The organism is Methylobacterium sp. 17Sr1-1, from assembly GCF_003173775.1.
Lineage (GTDB): Bacteria > Pseudomonadota > Alphaproteobacteria > Rhizobiales > Beijerinckiaceae > Methylobacterium.
In genome coordinates this window covers 1,018,039-1,032,742 of sequence record NZ_CP029552.1, presented here as the reverse complement: position 1 = coordinate 1,032,742, position 14,704 = coordinate 1,018,039, and the positions used below count along the sequence as shown (strand labels likewise).

At 65.1% G+C, this 14,704-nt stretch carries 11 protein-coding genes; 4 read left to right on the top strand and 7 right to left on the bottom strand.

Annotated elements, in window-relative coordinates; genetic code table 11:
- Positions 1-159: 159 nt before the first annotated feature.
- Both DK412_RS04650 and DK412_RS04645 read right to left on the bottom strand, forming a co-directional pair.
- Positions 160-1,368, bottom strand: coding sequence for an MFS transporter (locus DK412_RS04650; RefSeq protein WP_109970997.1), 1,209 nt, complete (start codon positions 1,366-1,368; stop codon positions 160-162).
- Positions 1,368-1,934 (bottom strand): MFS transporter, encoded by a 567-nt coding sequence (locus tag DK412_RS04645; protein WP_162596101.1) that lies wholly within the window; start codon positions 1,932-1,934, stop codon positions 1,368-1,370. Before DK412_RS04645 ends, DK412_RS04650 begins: the two co-directional genes overlap by 1 nt.
- Positions 1,935-1,994: 60 nt before the next feature.
- On the opposite strand from DK412_RS04645, the gene DK412_RS04640 reads away from it, so the two are divergent.
- The gene (locus DK412_RS04640) at positions 1,995-3,065 is read left to right on the top strand and encodes an IS630 family transposase (protein ID WP_204165432.1); all 1,071 of its coding nucleotides are present in this window, start codon (positions 1,995-1,997) and stop codon (positions 3,063-3,065) included.
- On the opposite strand, the gene DK412_RS04635 is transcribed toward DK412_RS04640, so the two are convergent.
- Positions 2,963-3,712, bottom strand: a complete 750-nt coding sequence (locus DK412_RS04635) for an MFS transporter (RefSeq protein WP_109970995.1) — start codon at positions 3,710-3,712, stop codon at positions 2,963-2,965. The two genes, DK412_RS04640 and DK412_RS04635, sit on opposite strands and share 103 nt — an antisense overlap.
- A 121-nt stretch (positions 3,713-3,833) precedes the next feature.
- Here DK412_RS04635 and DK412_RS04630 point away from each other — a divergent pair, with 121 nt between their 5' ends.
- Entirely contained in the window at positions 3,834-5,057 is a 1,224-nt protein-coding gene (locus DK412_RS04630) for a glycosyltransferase (RefSeq protein ID WP_109970994.1), read from the top strand.
- Positions 5,058-5,301: 244 nt separating this feature from the next.
- On the opposite strand, the gene DK412_RS04625 is transcribed toward DK412_RS04630, so the two are convergent.
- Positions 5,302-6,780 carry a PAS domain-containing protein gene (locus DK412_RS04625; protein ID WP_109970993.1) on the bottom strand — a complete coding sequence of 493 codons (1,479 nt, stop codon included), beginning with the start codon at positions 6,778-6,780 and terminating at the stop codon, positions 5,302-5,304.
- A gap of 200 nt (positions 6,781-6,980) precedes the next feature.
- Here DK412_RS04625 and DK412_RS04620 point away from each other — a divergent pair, with 200 nt between their 5' ends.
- Both DK412_RS04620 and DK412_RS04615 read left to right on the top strand, forming a co-directional pair.
- Positions 6,981-7,394 (top strand): response regulator, encoded by a 414-nt coding sequence (locus DK412_RS04620; protein WP_204165496.1) that lies wholly within the window; start codon positions 6,981-6,983, stop codon positions 7,392-7,394.
- A 15-nt stretch (positions 7,395-7,409) separates the two neighbouring features.
- Positions 7,410-7,610: a helix-hairpin-helix domain-containing protein gene (locus tag DK412_RS04615; RefSeq protein ID WP_109970992.1), complete on the top strand. Its 201-nt coding sequence runs from the start codon at positions 7,410-7,412 to the stop codon at positions 7,608-7,610.
- 190 nt (positions 7,611-7,800) lie between these two features.
- Here DK412_RS04615 and DK412_RS04610 read toward each other — a convergent pair whose 3' ends face one another.
- The 3 genes from DK412_RS04610 to DK412_RS04600 form a co-directional block, all read right to left on the bottom strand.
- Positions 7,801-10,164, bottom strand: a complete 2,364-nt coding sequence (locus DK412_RS04610) for an EAL domain-containing protein (RefSeq protein WP_109970991.1) — start codon at positions 10,162-10,164, stop codon at positions 7,801-7,803.
- A gap of 347 nt (positions 10,165-10,511) precedes the next feature.
- A complete protein-coding gene (locus DK412_RS04605) occupies positions 10,512-12,188 on the bottom strand; it encodes a methyl-accepting chemotaxis protein (RefSeq protein ID WP_109970990.1) in 1,677 nt (558 codons plus the stop codon).
- Positions 12,189-12,575: 387 nt separating this feature from the next.
- On the bottom strand, positions 12,576-14,372 hold the full coding sequence (locus DK412_RS04600; protein ID WP_109970989.1) for an EAL domain-containing protein: 1,797 nt from the start codon (positions 14,370-14,372) through the stop codon (positions 12,576-12,578).
- Between the last annotated feature and the right edge of the window lie 332 nt (positions 14,373-14,704).

Below are 14,704 nucleotides of genomic sequence, written 5' to 3'. Positions count from 1 at the left end.
TGGTTCGAGTTCTACGCACTGGCCGGCGGCCCCCTGGTGACCTTCGCTGTGAGAGCGTGGCTCGCCTATGACACTAATCAATGGCGGTGGCATCGTCCGTAACGAACGCCCGGTCCGACGCAGCTATGATCGGCCGGGCAACCTTGCATTGGGACGCCACTAAGCTCCTTTGCGACGAAGGCCTGGCGCGAGAGGCAGGGCCAGGCAGCAGAGCCCGGCCATGACCCAAAACGCTCCTGCGCCCAGCCAACCATAGAGAAGGCCGGATATGCCGGTTAGCACTGCGGAGGCGACGCCAAGGCCAAGCGTGCCGTAGAGAGTCTGCGCAGTGGCAGAGAGATGATCGGGTACCATCTCGCCGATCAACCGCATGTTCGCGAGGTGCAGCAGCGCGAAAGTCAAGCCGTGTGTGAGCTGGCTTACGGCGAGCACTGGAACCGCGACCGTGGTGGCCATCACGACCCAGCGTAGGATCCCGAGCAAGGCGGCCAGCAGAGCGGCCTGAGCTGGGCTAAACCTCTTCAGAAGCCAGGGGCCGGCGAGCACGAACACGACAACTTCGGAAGCGACGCTCTCAGACCAGAGCAGGCTGATCGTGCCCACGCCAATGCCCGCCTCGCGCCAGAGGATCACCGCGAAGCCGTCGTTCAGGGCATGGCTGCCGATCACGAGAGCTGCCACTAGCAAGAGCCTTCGGAAGAGCGGTTGCGCCAGCAGCGTTCTCACCCCAGCCAATCCCTCGATTGGGGCCTCGCGCCGCGCGGGCGCCGCCGGCACACGGCTGGTGGCCGCAGCCATGGCGAGGAACATCAGCCCGCTCGCCAGGATGATGCTGGCGAGACCTAGCGCACCAACGAGCTGTCCGGCCGCGAGCGTGCCGATAACGAACGCCGCCGAGCCCGCGCCCCGCACCCAACCATACGAAAAACTCCGTTCGCGTTCGGCGGCCGTCAGGGCGAGCGCGTCAGCGAGGGGTGCCAATGCTGCGATGGCGACGGAGTGGGCCATGCTGACGGCGAGTAGCGTCCAGAAGCTATGCGCCGCGAGGTAGCCGAAGGAGATCACACCTGCCGCTGCGGCTGCGAAGCCGAGGACAAGGCGCGTGGCCGCGTAGCGGTCTGCGATGTGACCCGCGACTGGCCCGGCTGCGAGACGCACCAGGGTGCCGGCCGCGAGCACGAGGCCAATCTCGCCAGACGACAGCCCCCGCTCGCCAAGGAAACTCGGCAGGAAGGGCGACTCGATGCCATAGGCAGCGTAGAGGGCCCCCTGCAGGCATACAAAGGCCGGGAACGAGCTGCGCAGGAGTGTGCTGTGCTCAGTCCCTTTAGCCGCGGTCTCGCCCCGCCATCGTTCGGTGATCCCCATCAGGCAACCTCTCCCGCCGTCTTATTCTGACGACTGGACAGGTGCATGCCTGGCAGGCGCCGACCAGCTGTCCACAGCAGGAGCCCGATGCCAGCAACAGCTGCGAGGACGAGGAACGAGGCCATGAAGCCAAGGTATTGAGCGACAAAGCCGGCAAGCGCTGGGCTCAATGCAGCGCCGGCGCCGTAGGCCGTCATAACCCCGCCCAGCCCGGCATTGGCGTGGCCGGTTCCTTCCATGATCTCTGCGACAAGGGCGGGGATGGCGACGCCAGCGAGGCCCATCGCGAGACCCTCCAATACTTGGACCGGGATGACCAGCCACCAGGAAACAGCAAAGGCGGCCAGGCCACCGCGTACCGCCACGAGCGCGAGAGCCAGCGCCAGAACCCCCGCGTGCCCGCGCCCTTTGGCAAGGCGAGCGGATGCCAGAGCGGCCACGACCATCGTAGCCTGCGCCACAACGGTCATGACGCCGGTGGTGATGCTGGGGTCGGCGCCAGCGGCGGTGCGGGCTTGGGCGAGGAACGGCAACATCGCACCGTTGGCTGTCTGGAATGCCAGCACGCTAGTGCATTGACGCATTCAGAGGATTCACGGCAGGCGTGAGGTATGCGAGTCTGAGGTATGGCTCAGACTGTCTGCGTGATCCCCAGCGCCGCCGACTTGGCGGACCTGTCCGCCATCGTCGCCGATCGGGCGCGGCCCCTCAAGCATATTCAGCGCGCCCGCATCGTCCTGCTCTCGGCCGAACGCCTCTCCGTCCTCGACGTCGCCCAGCAGGCCGGCGTCAGCCGACCCGCGGTGTGGCGCTGGCAACAGCGCTACGCCGAAGAAGGCGTCGAGGGACTGTTGCGCGACAAGACCCGTCCGCCCGGCAAGCCGCCCCACTCCACCGACACCGTCGCCGAGGTGCTGGCGCTGACCTGCTCCGAGCCGCCCGGTGAGGTCACCCACTGGACCGGCCGCGCCCTGGCGCAAGCCGTCGGGATCTCGCTGCGGTCCGTCCAGCGTATCTGGGATGCCCATCGCCTCCAGCCGCATCGGGTGCGCAGCTTCAAGCGCTCGAACGATCCGGCCTTCGCCGAGAAGGTCGAGGACATCGTCGGCCTGTACATGGACCCGCCGCGCCACGCCGTCGTGCTCTCGCTCGACGAGAAGAGCCAGATCCAGGCCCTGGAGCGCACCCGTCCGAGCCGATCGCTCATGCCAGGTCGCCCCGAGACCCAGACCCACGACTACGTCCGTCACGGCACTACGACGCTGTTTGCCGCGCTCAACGTGCTGGAGGGTACCGTGATCGGCCGCTGCATGCAGCGTCACCGCCACGACGAGTTCCTGCGCTTCCTCAACACCATCGAGGCCGCGGTGCCGGCCGGCAAACTGATCCATGTGATCCTGGACAACTATGCCACCCACAAGCACCCGAAGGTGCGAGCCTGGCTGGCCCGGCATCCGCGCTGGATCTTCCACTTCACCCCGACCTCGGCCTCGTGGATGAACGCGGTCGAGGGCTTCTTCTCCGCCCTGACCCGGCGAAGGCTGAAACGGGGCAGCTTCAGCGGGATCGTCGACCTGCAAGCAGCGATCAACCGCTACATCGCCGAGCACAACGACAGGCCGAAGCCCTTCGTCTGGACCAAGCCGGCCACGGCCATCCTCGATGCCGTCAATGGCAAAGCTGCACTATCCGAATGAGTCAATGCACTAGCTGCCAGCAGGAGAAGTGGCCGCGTCTCGAACAGCACTCGGAAAGTCGAGCGTTCATCCTGCTCACCGCCCCGCGCTGCATTATGGTCTATCTGCGTCGCGTCGAAGGTGAGGAGCACACCACACGAGGCCACTGCCATCGCCACGATGGCGATCGCGACGTAGCTGAGGCCGCAGGTGTATCCAAGGAGGCCAGCGAGCGCTGCATTGGCGGCGTTGCCGGCGTGGTTGAATGCCTCATTGCGCGAGACCTGCCGACCGTAGGCAGCCTGGCCCACAAGCCCGAGAGTCAAGGCGGCCACCAGCGGGGCGATGCTGCTGTCGGCGATCCCGATGACGAGCTGCGACAGCGCGATCAGCCACAGGCTTTTCGTCGCCACGAGGGCGACGGCTCCGAGGGCGAGAGCCCCGACTGCGCCGGCAAGCAGACCGCGCTTGGCACGGGTGCGGTCGATGAGCGCTCCGACAGGCGTCGTCGCCAGAAGCCCAGCGAGGCCTGCGAGCCCCATAGCGAGACCGGTTGCGGCGGGGGCGAAGCCCTGCTGCTGCAGGTAGACGCCGAGGAACGGGCCAAAGCCCTCCCGCGCGCCTGCCAGGGCGAAGTTCAGGGCCAGAAGGCTCGTTGTGGGCTGCATACGAGCCTTTCAGAATTTTGGGATCGATTAGGCCGCACCCCAGAGAACTGGGGTGGGGTATGACATATGTGAGTTTCCAAGGGCCGCCAGTGCGACGGGATCGGCCATTGGGAGACGGCGCGTGACAGACACAGAGGGTCAGGACCAGAGCGGAGATCAGCTTCAGGAGCCAAATCCCCTTGCGCCGCACTGCGTCATCGCTGTGCCGGTCCGCAACGAGCTCGATAGGATCGGCGCCTGCCTACATGCGCTGGCTGTTCAGGAAGAGATCGAACCGGAAGCCCTAGGGATCGTCCTCTTCCTCAACAACTGCACCGACGGCACAGCGGAGGCTGTAGCGGAGCTAACGCCTGTCCTGCGGGTGCAGGTACGGGTGATCGAACGCGAATTTGCTGGGGCGCATGCCGGCTGGGCTCGGCGGGAAGCGATGGAGGCGGCCGCGGCCTGGCTCGACGAAAGCTTGGACGAGGAGACGGCGCTGGAAGGGGTGATCCTCACCACCGATGCCGACAGCCGGGTGCCGCCTGACTGGGTGGCGCGCAACCTCGCGGCCCTGGCGCAGGGCGCCGACGCGGTGGCCGGCACCATCGCCCTCGACGCGGCGGAGGCCGCATGCCTGCCGGAGGCGCTCCACGCCCGCGGCCGGCTGGAGGGCGCCTACGAGGCCGCCCTGATCGCCATCGAAGCGCAGATCGATCCGGTCGCGCACGATCCCTGGCCGCGGCATGCCACCCGCTCGGGCGCGACCCTAGCGGTCCGCCTGTCGGCCTACCGCGCGGCCGGTGGCATGCCGGCGATCCTGCTCGGCGAGGACCGGGCCTTTGTCGCGGCGCTGTTGGCGGCCGATGCCCGGGTGCGCCACGCTCCCGACATTGTGGTCGTCACCTCGGGCAGGCTCGACGGCCGTGCCCCTGGGGGCGCAGCCGATACGATGCGCCGGCGCTGCGAGGTTCCCGAGGGCCCGTGCGACCCGCGCCTCGAACCGCTTTGGCGCGCCCTGTTCCGCTTCGCTTGGCAGCGGCGGCTCCGGCGCCTGCACGCGGCCGGGCGGCTCGACCGCACCGGGCTGTGGGCACCTTGGCTGCAGATCGGGGCGGATGCGGCCCGCCGCATCGCGGCGCTCCCGACCCTCGGCGCCCGGTTGGCAGCGATCAAGGCGGAGAGCCCGCTCCTGTCCGCGCGGCCGCTAAGCCCAAGCGCGCTGCCGCGGCACATCCGCGGGGCGCAGGTGCTGCTCGCCGGGCTGCAGTACGGGGCGCGGGCTCTACGGATCCTGCGAGGCCTCAGCCCCAGGAAGCCCCGGCCCACCCTCGGGCAGGCCTCGGAGCCGGCCGGCCATGCTTGACCCCGATCGTTCATTCCACTACACGCGCGCACTTGTATGAAAAACGACGGTTTTCCAGCCACTTAAACCTGCAAGGTTAGCGTGTCTGGAAATTAAATCCGGGTGCTGAGCACATAAGCTTGGCGTATGGACGCAGGTGCATCTGCTTGGTGGAAAACTCATAATTTTCGCACCGCTTCCGGAGCGGCGCTATTCGAGGCACTTGCCCGGTTCATATATCCGGTTCGGATCCGAGCTGTACCGGTTAGCTCTGAACGGGCCCAGCATTGTCCGGTAGCGGCGCTTCCACCGTGCACACCAGGCCACGCGGGCGGTAGTCAATCTCAGCCGTGCCTTCCAGCTCTGCCGCGAGCGCTCGCTCGATCATCCGCGAACCGAACCCACGCCGCTGCGGCGGCGTAACGGCCGGACCGCCAATTTCTTCCCAGCGCAGCCACAGACGGTCGGGTTTCGATCCGTCCACGATATCCCAGTTGAGCATAACCCGGCCCTTGTCGTTGGACAGTGCGCCGTACTTCACGGCGTTGGTAGCCAGTTCATGCAGCGCCATCACGAATGCCAATGCCTGGCGCGGCGACAGACGCACGGGCGGGCCGCCAATCTTGAACCGCGTGCCCGTTCCGTTGCGGAACGGTTGCAACGCCCCCTCTGCGATCTCCTCGAGCGTCGCACCTGCCCAGCTCTCGCGCGTCAGCACATCATGGGCAGCCGACAGGGATTGCAGCCGGGCGTTGAGCGTCCGCTCCGCCTCCTCAAGCGACGCCGCACCGCGTAGGGTCTGGCTTGCGATGGATTGCATCGTCGCCATCGAGTTCTTGACCCGGTGGTTCAGCTCAGCGGCCAGCAGCGCCCGATGTTCGTCCCCTCGTTTGCGGTCCGTCACGTCGATTGTGACCCCCGCCATGCTCAGGGGCTTGCCATCCGCAGTATAGGAAGCGCGTCCCCGGGCCTGCACCCAGCGCACGTCGCCGTTCGGATGACGCACGCGGTACTCGACTTCATAGTCGGTGCGCGTCTCGATCGCGGTTTGTATCGCCGTTTGCATCCGGTCGCGATCCTCCGGCAGGATCGCTTCCAACACGTCCTGATAGGTGATCAGCTCGTTGGCGCGGCGACCAAAGGCGGCTTTGCAACCATCCGACGACAGCAGGCGCATGTCGGCCAGCTCTAGGGTCCATGAACCGAGGCGAGCTGCCTGGTAAGTGAAGCTCAAGCGTTCCTCGCTCAGCCTCAGGTCGCGGGTGCGCCGCTCGACCTCCTGTTCCAGGGCATCCCGATCACGTTGGATGCGGGTCAGCTTTTCTCGCTCAAGGGTCACATCAAACTGCGAGGCAAAAAAGAAGGTGATTTCCCCATCCTGGTCGAATACCGGAGAAATCAGTAGCCGGTTCCAGAACGTCTCGCCGTTCTTCTTATAGTTGAGAAGTTCAAGCTCAATCGTGGTTTGACGCTCGATGGCACCACGCAGCTTGGCGACATCGGCGCGGTCAGTGTCTGGGCCTTGCAGAAATCGACAGTTTTGCCCAAGAACTTCCTCGCGCGTATAACCGGTCAGTTTGTAAAAGGCGTCATTGACGAAAACGATGGGATTATCGGGTTTGTGTGGATCGGTAATGAGCATCGGCATTCGGGTGGCCCGCACAGCGGACGCAAACGGATCGTTGCTGGGATCAGTGCGACCGATCTCAGTATCGATACGATTTTGCTCAAAACGATCCGGCAAAGCGCTACGCCTCTCCTTGTGGCCTCCGATGGCTCAGGATGCCCATAAGCCCGAGCTAGAACTATCAAATGATGGATTTGTTGCTCAGAAAATTAGCGGCAAGGCAACGGAACCGGATGCTGCGATAGAATTTTCCCCAACCAAATAGGCCCCGATCCCTTTTGGGTGGATCTTTAACGTGGCATGGCGCTTATCGAGCGATGACCCAGCCACCTGCCACGTCCGCACCTTACGCCCTCGTGGTCGATGATGATGCTCTGGTTCGTATGACGGCAGCGGACATCCTTGAGGATGCCGGGTTTCAGACCTTGGAAGCCAGCACCGGCGATGAGGCGATAGCCCTGCTGGCAGAGAAGCACGCCACGATCGCCCTGCTATTTACCGATGTGCAAATGCCGGGCTCCCGTGACGGCTATGCCGTCGCGCGTGAGACCGCCGACCTTTGGTCGCACATCTCGATCGTCGTGGCCTCCGGGCGGGCCTACCCCGCTCCTGGCGACATGCCGGACGGTGCTGTGTTTATCAACAAGCCCTTCTCGGCCAAGGTGGTCCGCGCGCACCTCAACGAGATCCTGCCGGATGGGCAGAAGCCCCAGCTGCTACGTGAAGATTGAGAAGGAGTAACGCGGGTGATCGACCTGAACGCAGCCACCGCCGAGGAGCTGGACAGCGTGCCGGTGCTCAAAGGTCACGGGTTCGAGATCGTGCGCTACCGCGCGGAGCGCGGGCGGTTCACCAGCCTGCGGCAGCTCGACGAGGTACCAGGCTTGAGCGGCAAGACTGAGGGTGTCGCGGAACAGGTGACGGTCGGCCGCCCGAGCAGCCCCTAAAAATCATCGTTGATCGAGCGTTATGTGCGCGGCGTGGAGGCGGCCATGCTCCACTTCGTGAGAGATGCCCCCGGACCGCTGCGCGCAATCCGAGAAGCCCTCGCCGGAGACAGGCTCCTCGCCATCAAACCCACTCAGCGAGGACTTCTGTGAATGGCCCGGCGGTGACGCGTCTCGAATTGTGTTTCGCTCAGGCTGCTGCCTCCATACCAGTTACGTAGCCTAGGAACGTTGGGCCGGGGAGCGGTCGGCTCACGTGGTAGCCTTGCACCTGCCCGCAGCGCTCGGCCGCTACGAAGGCGTACTGCTCTGCGGTCTCCACTCCCTCCACCGTCGTCACCATGCCGAGGCCCGCCCCCATGGTGATGATAGCCCGGATGATCGCGGCACTCTCCGCATCGTCGGGCAGAAGACGGACGAAGGAGCGGTCGATCTTGATCTTCGAGAAGGGGAACCGGCGCAGGTAGCTGAGCGAGGAGTAACCCGTCCCGAAATCGTCCATCGCGAGGCCGACGCCGATGGTCCGGAGCCGGGTCAGCATTGCCATCGTGCGCTCCTCATCATCGAGCAGGACCCCCTCGGTGATCTCGAGTTCGAGCCGGTCGGCCTCCAGGCCTGTCGCCCGCAGGGTCTCGGCCACCGCCTCGGGCAGCCGATCGTCGCGGAATTGCACCGGGGACAGGTTCACGGCAACCTTGATCGTCTGCGGCCAAGACTTGGCCTGGAGGCAAGCCGTGCGCAGCACCCAGGCGCCGAGCGGGACGATGAGCCCGGTCTCCTCGGCGAGGGGGATAAAGTCCGCCGGTGAGACCAGGCCCTGCTCGGGGTGGCGCCAGCGAACCAGTGCCTCGGCTGCCGTCACCGCCCCGGTCCGAACATCGACGAGGGGCTGGAAGTGCAGCTCGAATTCGCCGGCGCTCAGGGCCCGGCGCAGGTCGGCCTCCATCCGGCTGCGGGCCTGCATCCGCTCCGCCATGGCTGGCTCGAACATCCGGAAGGTGCCCCGCCCCTCTTCCTTGGCCTTGTAGAGGGCGAGATCGGCGTTGCGCAGCAGCTCTTCGGGTCCGCTCGCGCCCGCGAGCGTGGTCGCGATGCCAACGCTGGCACCGACATGGACGAGCTGCCCGTCGAGGAGGAAGGGGCGGCCGATCGCTTCGACGATGCGCGCGGCCACATTCCGGGAATGGCCGTCCTGCGTAACCCCGAGCAGCAGCACGGCGAACTCGTCGCCGCCGAAGCGGGCAACGACATCCGCCTCGCCAACGATCGATTGCAAGCGGGTCGCGACCTTGCGTAGGAGCGCATCCCCCATCCCGTGTCCCAGCGTGTCGTTGACGGCCTTGAACCGGTCGAGGTCGAGCATCAGCACGGCAATGCCCGTGCCGTCCCGCCCCTGAAGGGCCGTGGCGTGGTGCATTAGCACGTCGCCGAACCGCGCCCGGTTGGCCAGACCCGTCACAACATCCGTGAAGGCTAGGGTCCGCAGCCGCGCCTCCGAGCGCAGGCGCTCGCGCTGGTCGCGGAAGGCGACGACGGTCTGGCGCTTGTGGCCAATTGCGATGTCCTTACGCAGGACCCGGACAGGTACGCCCTGGCCGCCCGCATCAATCAGCTCTGCATCCCGCTCCTCCTGCTCCGGCAACTCGGCGAGGACAAGGCCCGGCAGCAAGCGGGCGATGCTGCAGCCGATCAGCTCCACCTGGGACAGGCCCGACAGAAGCTCGAGGCTGCGATTGGCGGTGGTGATCGTGCCGTCCTCGCAGACCGCGAGCCCTTCGAGTGCGAGACTGGCGAGTTCGCGCAAACGCTCACGGTCCCGGCGTAGCTGAGCCCGCGCATTCAGGGTCATGCGCAGGCCGAGGACGGCGAGCATCAGCAGCCCGATCGAAACGGTCGCGATGATCGGGGCAATAGTCGAGGGGGCGATCGCGGTGACCGGCAGTGGGATCCGCGGATCGTAAGCCAAGGTCAACGCCGTCATCCCGCCGAGATGCAGGATGGTGATCGACGCAAGCAGCAGCGGTGCGGTGCTGCGGCGCCAAAGGCGGCCTCGCTCCCCGGCGGCCACCAGTGCTGCCCCGGACAGGAGCAGGCTGACCACGATTGAGCTGGAGACGAGGCGCATGTCCCACGCAACCTGTCCGGTCACTCGATAGGAGGCCTGCCCGACATAGTGCAGGATTGTGATGCCGAGCCCGAGGATCACGCCGGCAGCGAAACGGCGCGTCCGGCGGCGCTCACCGAGAGAGAGCCAGACACCAGCGCCGATGCCGGTAATCACCAGAAGGAGGGATAGGGCGGTGAGAAGAGGCTCGAAGCCGGCTGCCATGCCAGGCTTGAACGCGAGCAGGGCGATCATGTGTGTCGCCCACGCGGTACAGCCAGAAGCGACAATGCTGGCGAGGGCCCAGTGACGTCGCGCTAGACCCTCGGATCGGGCAGCATGCAACGCGATTGCTGACGAGGCGTATATGCCGATCGCGCAGACGACCGCGGCGAGAAACAAAATTTTCTCGTCATGGTTCTGGGTAATGCACGTTAATATTGCTTGCATTAGGACCTCTCCAAACCGACTGGAGGGTATATGAGTTAAATTTTGTATGACGATTGTGAGCTCTGCCAGCAGCAGGACGCCCCTCGAACGCGCTGTATGACGCTCCTGGCTCGCGAGCGCTGCCTGCCCTCCCCCACGCCGGGCGTGGGAGCGAACTGGCCCCTGGGAGGCCGCGCGCTGAGAGCGCCCCCGACAACTCCCTGCGCCCGCAGCTCATGGCAGCAGCGAAGCCTCGGAGAGCGTCGTTGCTGACGTCCGCGTTGATCAGCCGCCCGTGCTCGCCACCGGATTAGCCAGGTGGGCCAGTCTTCCGGGTAGCGCTTGATGATGGGCCCAAACGCTGGATCTCAGGCTGCTCGGACCGTTGCGAGAAAACGCCCAACCTCGGCAGCAAGGTGTTCGGACTGGTGCGATAGCTCTGAAGCTGCCCCGAGAACCTGACGAGCAGCTGCACCCGTCTCTTCAGCCGCACTGGCCATACCCACGATGTTGCCCGTCACAGCGGTGGTGCCCATCGCAGCCTGTGCCACGTTGCGCACAATCTCATGCGTGGCCGCACCCTGCTCCTCCACCGCTGCAGCGATGGTGGTGCTCACTCCGCTGATCTCCCGAATTCGCACGGCAATCGAGCTGATGGTCGACACAGCTTGACCCGTGGAGCCTTGTATCCGGGCGATCTGACCTGCGATCTCTTCAGTAGCCCGCGCCGTCTGCCTGGCCAGCGCCTTTACCTCACTAGCGACGACCGCAAACCCTCGACCGGCCTCGCCAGCGCGTGCCGCCTCGATTGTGGCGTTCAAGGCTAGCAGGTTGGTCTGCCCGGCGATGGTTGAAATCATCGTGACCACATCGCCGATCTTGGCCACCGCCCCGCTGAGTTCCTGCACGAGTTCGGTCGTCTGAGCCGCCTCGTCCACCGCAGCCTGGGCGAGCTGAGCCGAGCCGTTGACCTGCCGGCCGATCTCCTGAACGGACGAACCAAGTTCTTCGGCCGCGGCCGCGACTGTACTGACGTTGGAGGCCGCGTCTTCTGCAGCCGCCGCCACGCTGTTGGACTGGCTCGCCGTCTCGTTGGCTGTGGCCGTCATGGTTTTGGCGGTGGCCTGCAACTCTGTCGCCGCGGAAGAGACCATGCCGATGATGCTGCCGACCGCAGCCTCGAAGCCGTCGGCCATCTGCCGCATGCCCGCCTTACGTTGCTCCTCGGCAGCAAGCCGCGCCTGTGCGTTCTCTTCCTCCAGTGTACGCGTGCGGATAAGGTTGTCCTTGAACACCCGAACCGCACTGATCATACGCGCGATCTCGTCGGCTCGTGTAGACCGCGGCACCGAACGAGCGAGATCGCCTGAGGCGAGCCCTTCCATGACCTCGGTCAGAGCGCGAAGCGGACGCGTAACCCCCCGTCCGATTAGCATCGCCAGAACAGCGAGGACACAGGCCACAACGGCGGCACTGCCAAACAGCCGGATCAAAGTCGGTTGCAATTGAGATGCCGTATCGTCGGCGTAGATGCCCGATCCAATGATCCAGCCCCAGGGTGCGAAGCCCTGCACGTATGAGATCTTGGCAACTGGGATATCGGCGCCGGGCTTCGACCACATATAGGGAACGAAGCCGGCGCCCGACCGCTTCACCTGCGCGATCATCTCGGAGAAAAGCTGTTTCCCGTTCGGATCGGTCATCGCGCCGACGTCACGGCCGATCAGCTCCGCTTTGGGGTGGAAGACCATGCGCGGCTGCATGTCTTGGATCCAGAAATACTCTGTACCCGCGTAGTGCAGCTCCCGAACCGCCGCGATGGCGGCCCGCTGCGCGGCGTCACGGCTCATGCGGCCTGAGCGCTCCTCCCTCTCGAAATACCCGAGCATGCTGTGGGCGGTCTCAACGAGGTTGCGCGTCTGGATCTCGCGTGCGTCGGTAACGGACCGCGAGAGATCCCAAGCGGCTAAGCCAATGAGCAGGGTCATGCCGACCAGGGCAGTCACAGTGATGAGCTGGATGCGGTTGCCAATGCGGGAGATCATGGATGCCTGTCATGGTTCGCCCCGCGTCGGATCGGGGCCTGCTGCGACAGGCGGACGCCATCATGCGGCTCGATCCTGTCAGATCAAGAACGCAGCACCCGGCGTAAAGCTGATTGCAAGCACAGAATTATCGGCGTCAGGCTTAAACGTTAGTAAATGAGCGAAATTTCAATGTCGATCTAGGCGCACCTCGAAAATCCTCGAATTATATTAGCGGGCATCTAGAGTTGTGCGGCATGTATCATGAGGTGCGCAAGGCCAGGTCAGCGCATCCGTGGCCAAGCAAACGATCGCTCCGTTGCGCACGTCGACTGCCGTCAGCCGGACAAGTCCGTCCGCATCGAACGCGTGACGTTGGCGGAATGCACGCGCCCGATAGGCAGCGGCTCAGCCGGCAAGCGCCGCCTCGTGCGAGGTGTCCTGTTGATGTTCCCGGAGCCAGGACGCGAACGTGCTGATCTCCAGCGGGCGGGCGAAGTGATAGCCCTGCGCTTCGTCGCAGGCCATTCCCCGGAGCTGGTCGGCTGCCGCGGCTGTCTCGATGCCCTCCGCGACCACCCGGTAGCCGAGTTCGTGCGAGAGGCTGATCATCGAGCGGACCAGCGACTGCTCCCGCTCACCGTCCCCAAGCTTGCGCACGAAACTCTGGTCGATCTTCACGACGTGAGCCGGGATGTTTTGGAGATAGGCGAGGCTGCTGTAGCCGGTGCCAAAATCGTCGATGGCCAAACGAATTCCCGCTGCGGCAAGCGCTTCTAGCTGACGCCGCGCCTGTTCGGCATCCTGCATGATCGCACTCTCGGTCACCTCTAGTTCCAGCCGCTCCGGAGCAAGGCCGTGGCGCCGGAGAGCGGCCTCGACCGAGCCGCTGAAGGTCGCCTCGTGGAGATTGGCAGCCGAGACGTTGACCGACATGACAAGCCTGTGCCCGTCTTCTTGCCAGCGGCGTGCCTGTGCGACCGCTCGGTCCAGGACGAAAGCGGTCATGGCTTGTGCATTGGGCGAGTGTTCGATGACGGGCACGAACTCGCCGGGGGCTACAGGACCCAGGCACGGATGGTCCCAGCGAAGTAGCGCCTCCGCCCCGACGCATCGCCCCGTAGACAAGTCGATGCGCGGCTGGAAGACGAGGCGCAACTGGTTGTCAGCCCGGAGGGCAGGACCAAAATCCTGGAGCAGCCGGTACCGGCGCTTGTAGGCTTCGTCGGCCGCGGACGAGTAGACGCCGACGAGATCAGACGACGCGCGCGCGTCCTGGACCGCGCTGTAGAGGGAGCGCAGCACGTCCTGCGGTGCCATCTCGGATGGCTTGAACACGCTCACACCGATGGCACTGGTCAGGAGCATGCCGGTCATCGAACGCTGGCGTGCCGAGCGATGCCCGTCGGTCAGTCGATGAAAGTAGTCGTCCTGCTCGACGTCCGGGGCTGCCAGGAAGGCGAACTGCGTGGCCGCCGTGTGGTAGACCCTACGATCCATGCCTACGAGCCGCCGCAATTCCCGGGCGGCATCTCGCACCAGATCGTCGACGCGATCTGGGCCCATGACGCGGGAGTAAGCGCTGATCTGCTCGGGTCGAGCGAGATCTACGAGCACGGCGAGCCTCGTCTCGTGCGGATGCTCGGCTGCAAGATCGGCCAAGTCGTCCAGGAACTGGTTCCGGGTGGGCAACCCACTCAAGGGGTCAACCCGGCCGAAAGCGTGCTGCAACTCGATTTGCGCCATGACAATGGCGGCTAGATCCTTAAGGGCGGTCATCTCGAAGGCGGCGATCGTGCGCGGTTCGGTTCCCAGCACGCACAGGGCACCGAGACCGTAGCCCTCGCGTGTGACCAGCGGCGCGCCGGCATAGAAGCGGATGCCGGAGCGACCGAGCAAGCTTTCGGCGTAGCAGGCATCCTGCGCGAAATCGGGGATGACCAGAACGTCGGAGCTCTCGGCCACCTGCGCGCATGGCGCCTTGTCGCGTGGGATGGAATGGTGGTCGACGCCGACACGCGACTTGAACCATTGCCGATCACGATCTGTCAGCGATACCGCGGCGATGGGCAGGTTGAAGATCTGGCTGGCCATCCGCGTGATGCGGTCAAAGCTCTCGCTCGGCGGCGTGTCGAGGAGGTTGAGGGTCTGAAGAGCATTCAAACGCTCTTCTTCGAGACGCTCGCGGCAAGGGATTCCAGACATCGGGCGACCGCTATCCTCCGCGAGGAGAAGCAGTGGGCAGTGCTCCGCTCACTCCAGGCCTCAACTCGCGGGCCCTCACCTGCCCCGTTAGACCTTACCAGTCCCTGCCCAGGTGGTGGCAATCGCAACCGGATCTCAAGATATCGTCAGCGAATAATGAACGGGCAAAATCTAAGCCTGCTCCTCGAAGGCACGAACGAATAGCCTTGGCGGTGACCCGAGATACCACGCGTCCGCTACCCCGGTGCAATTGCGCCGTGCAGGCCTCGCGCAATCCCTGGCCTATTCACGGTACCGTGTCGACGCACTGGATTGGGGACAGGGCGGCGGCA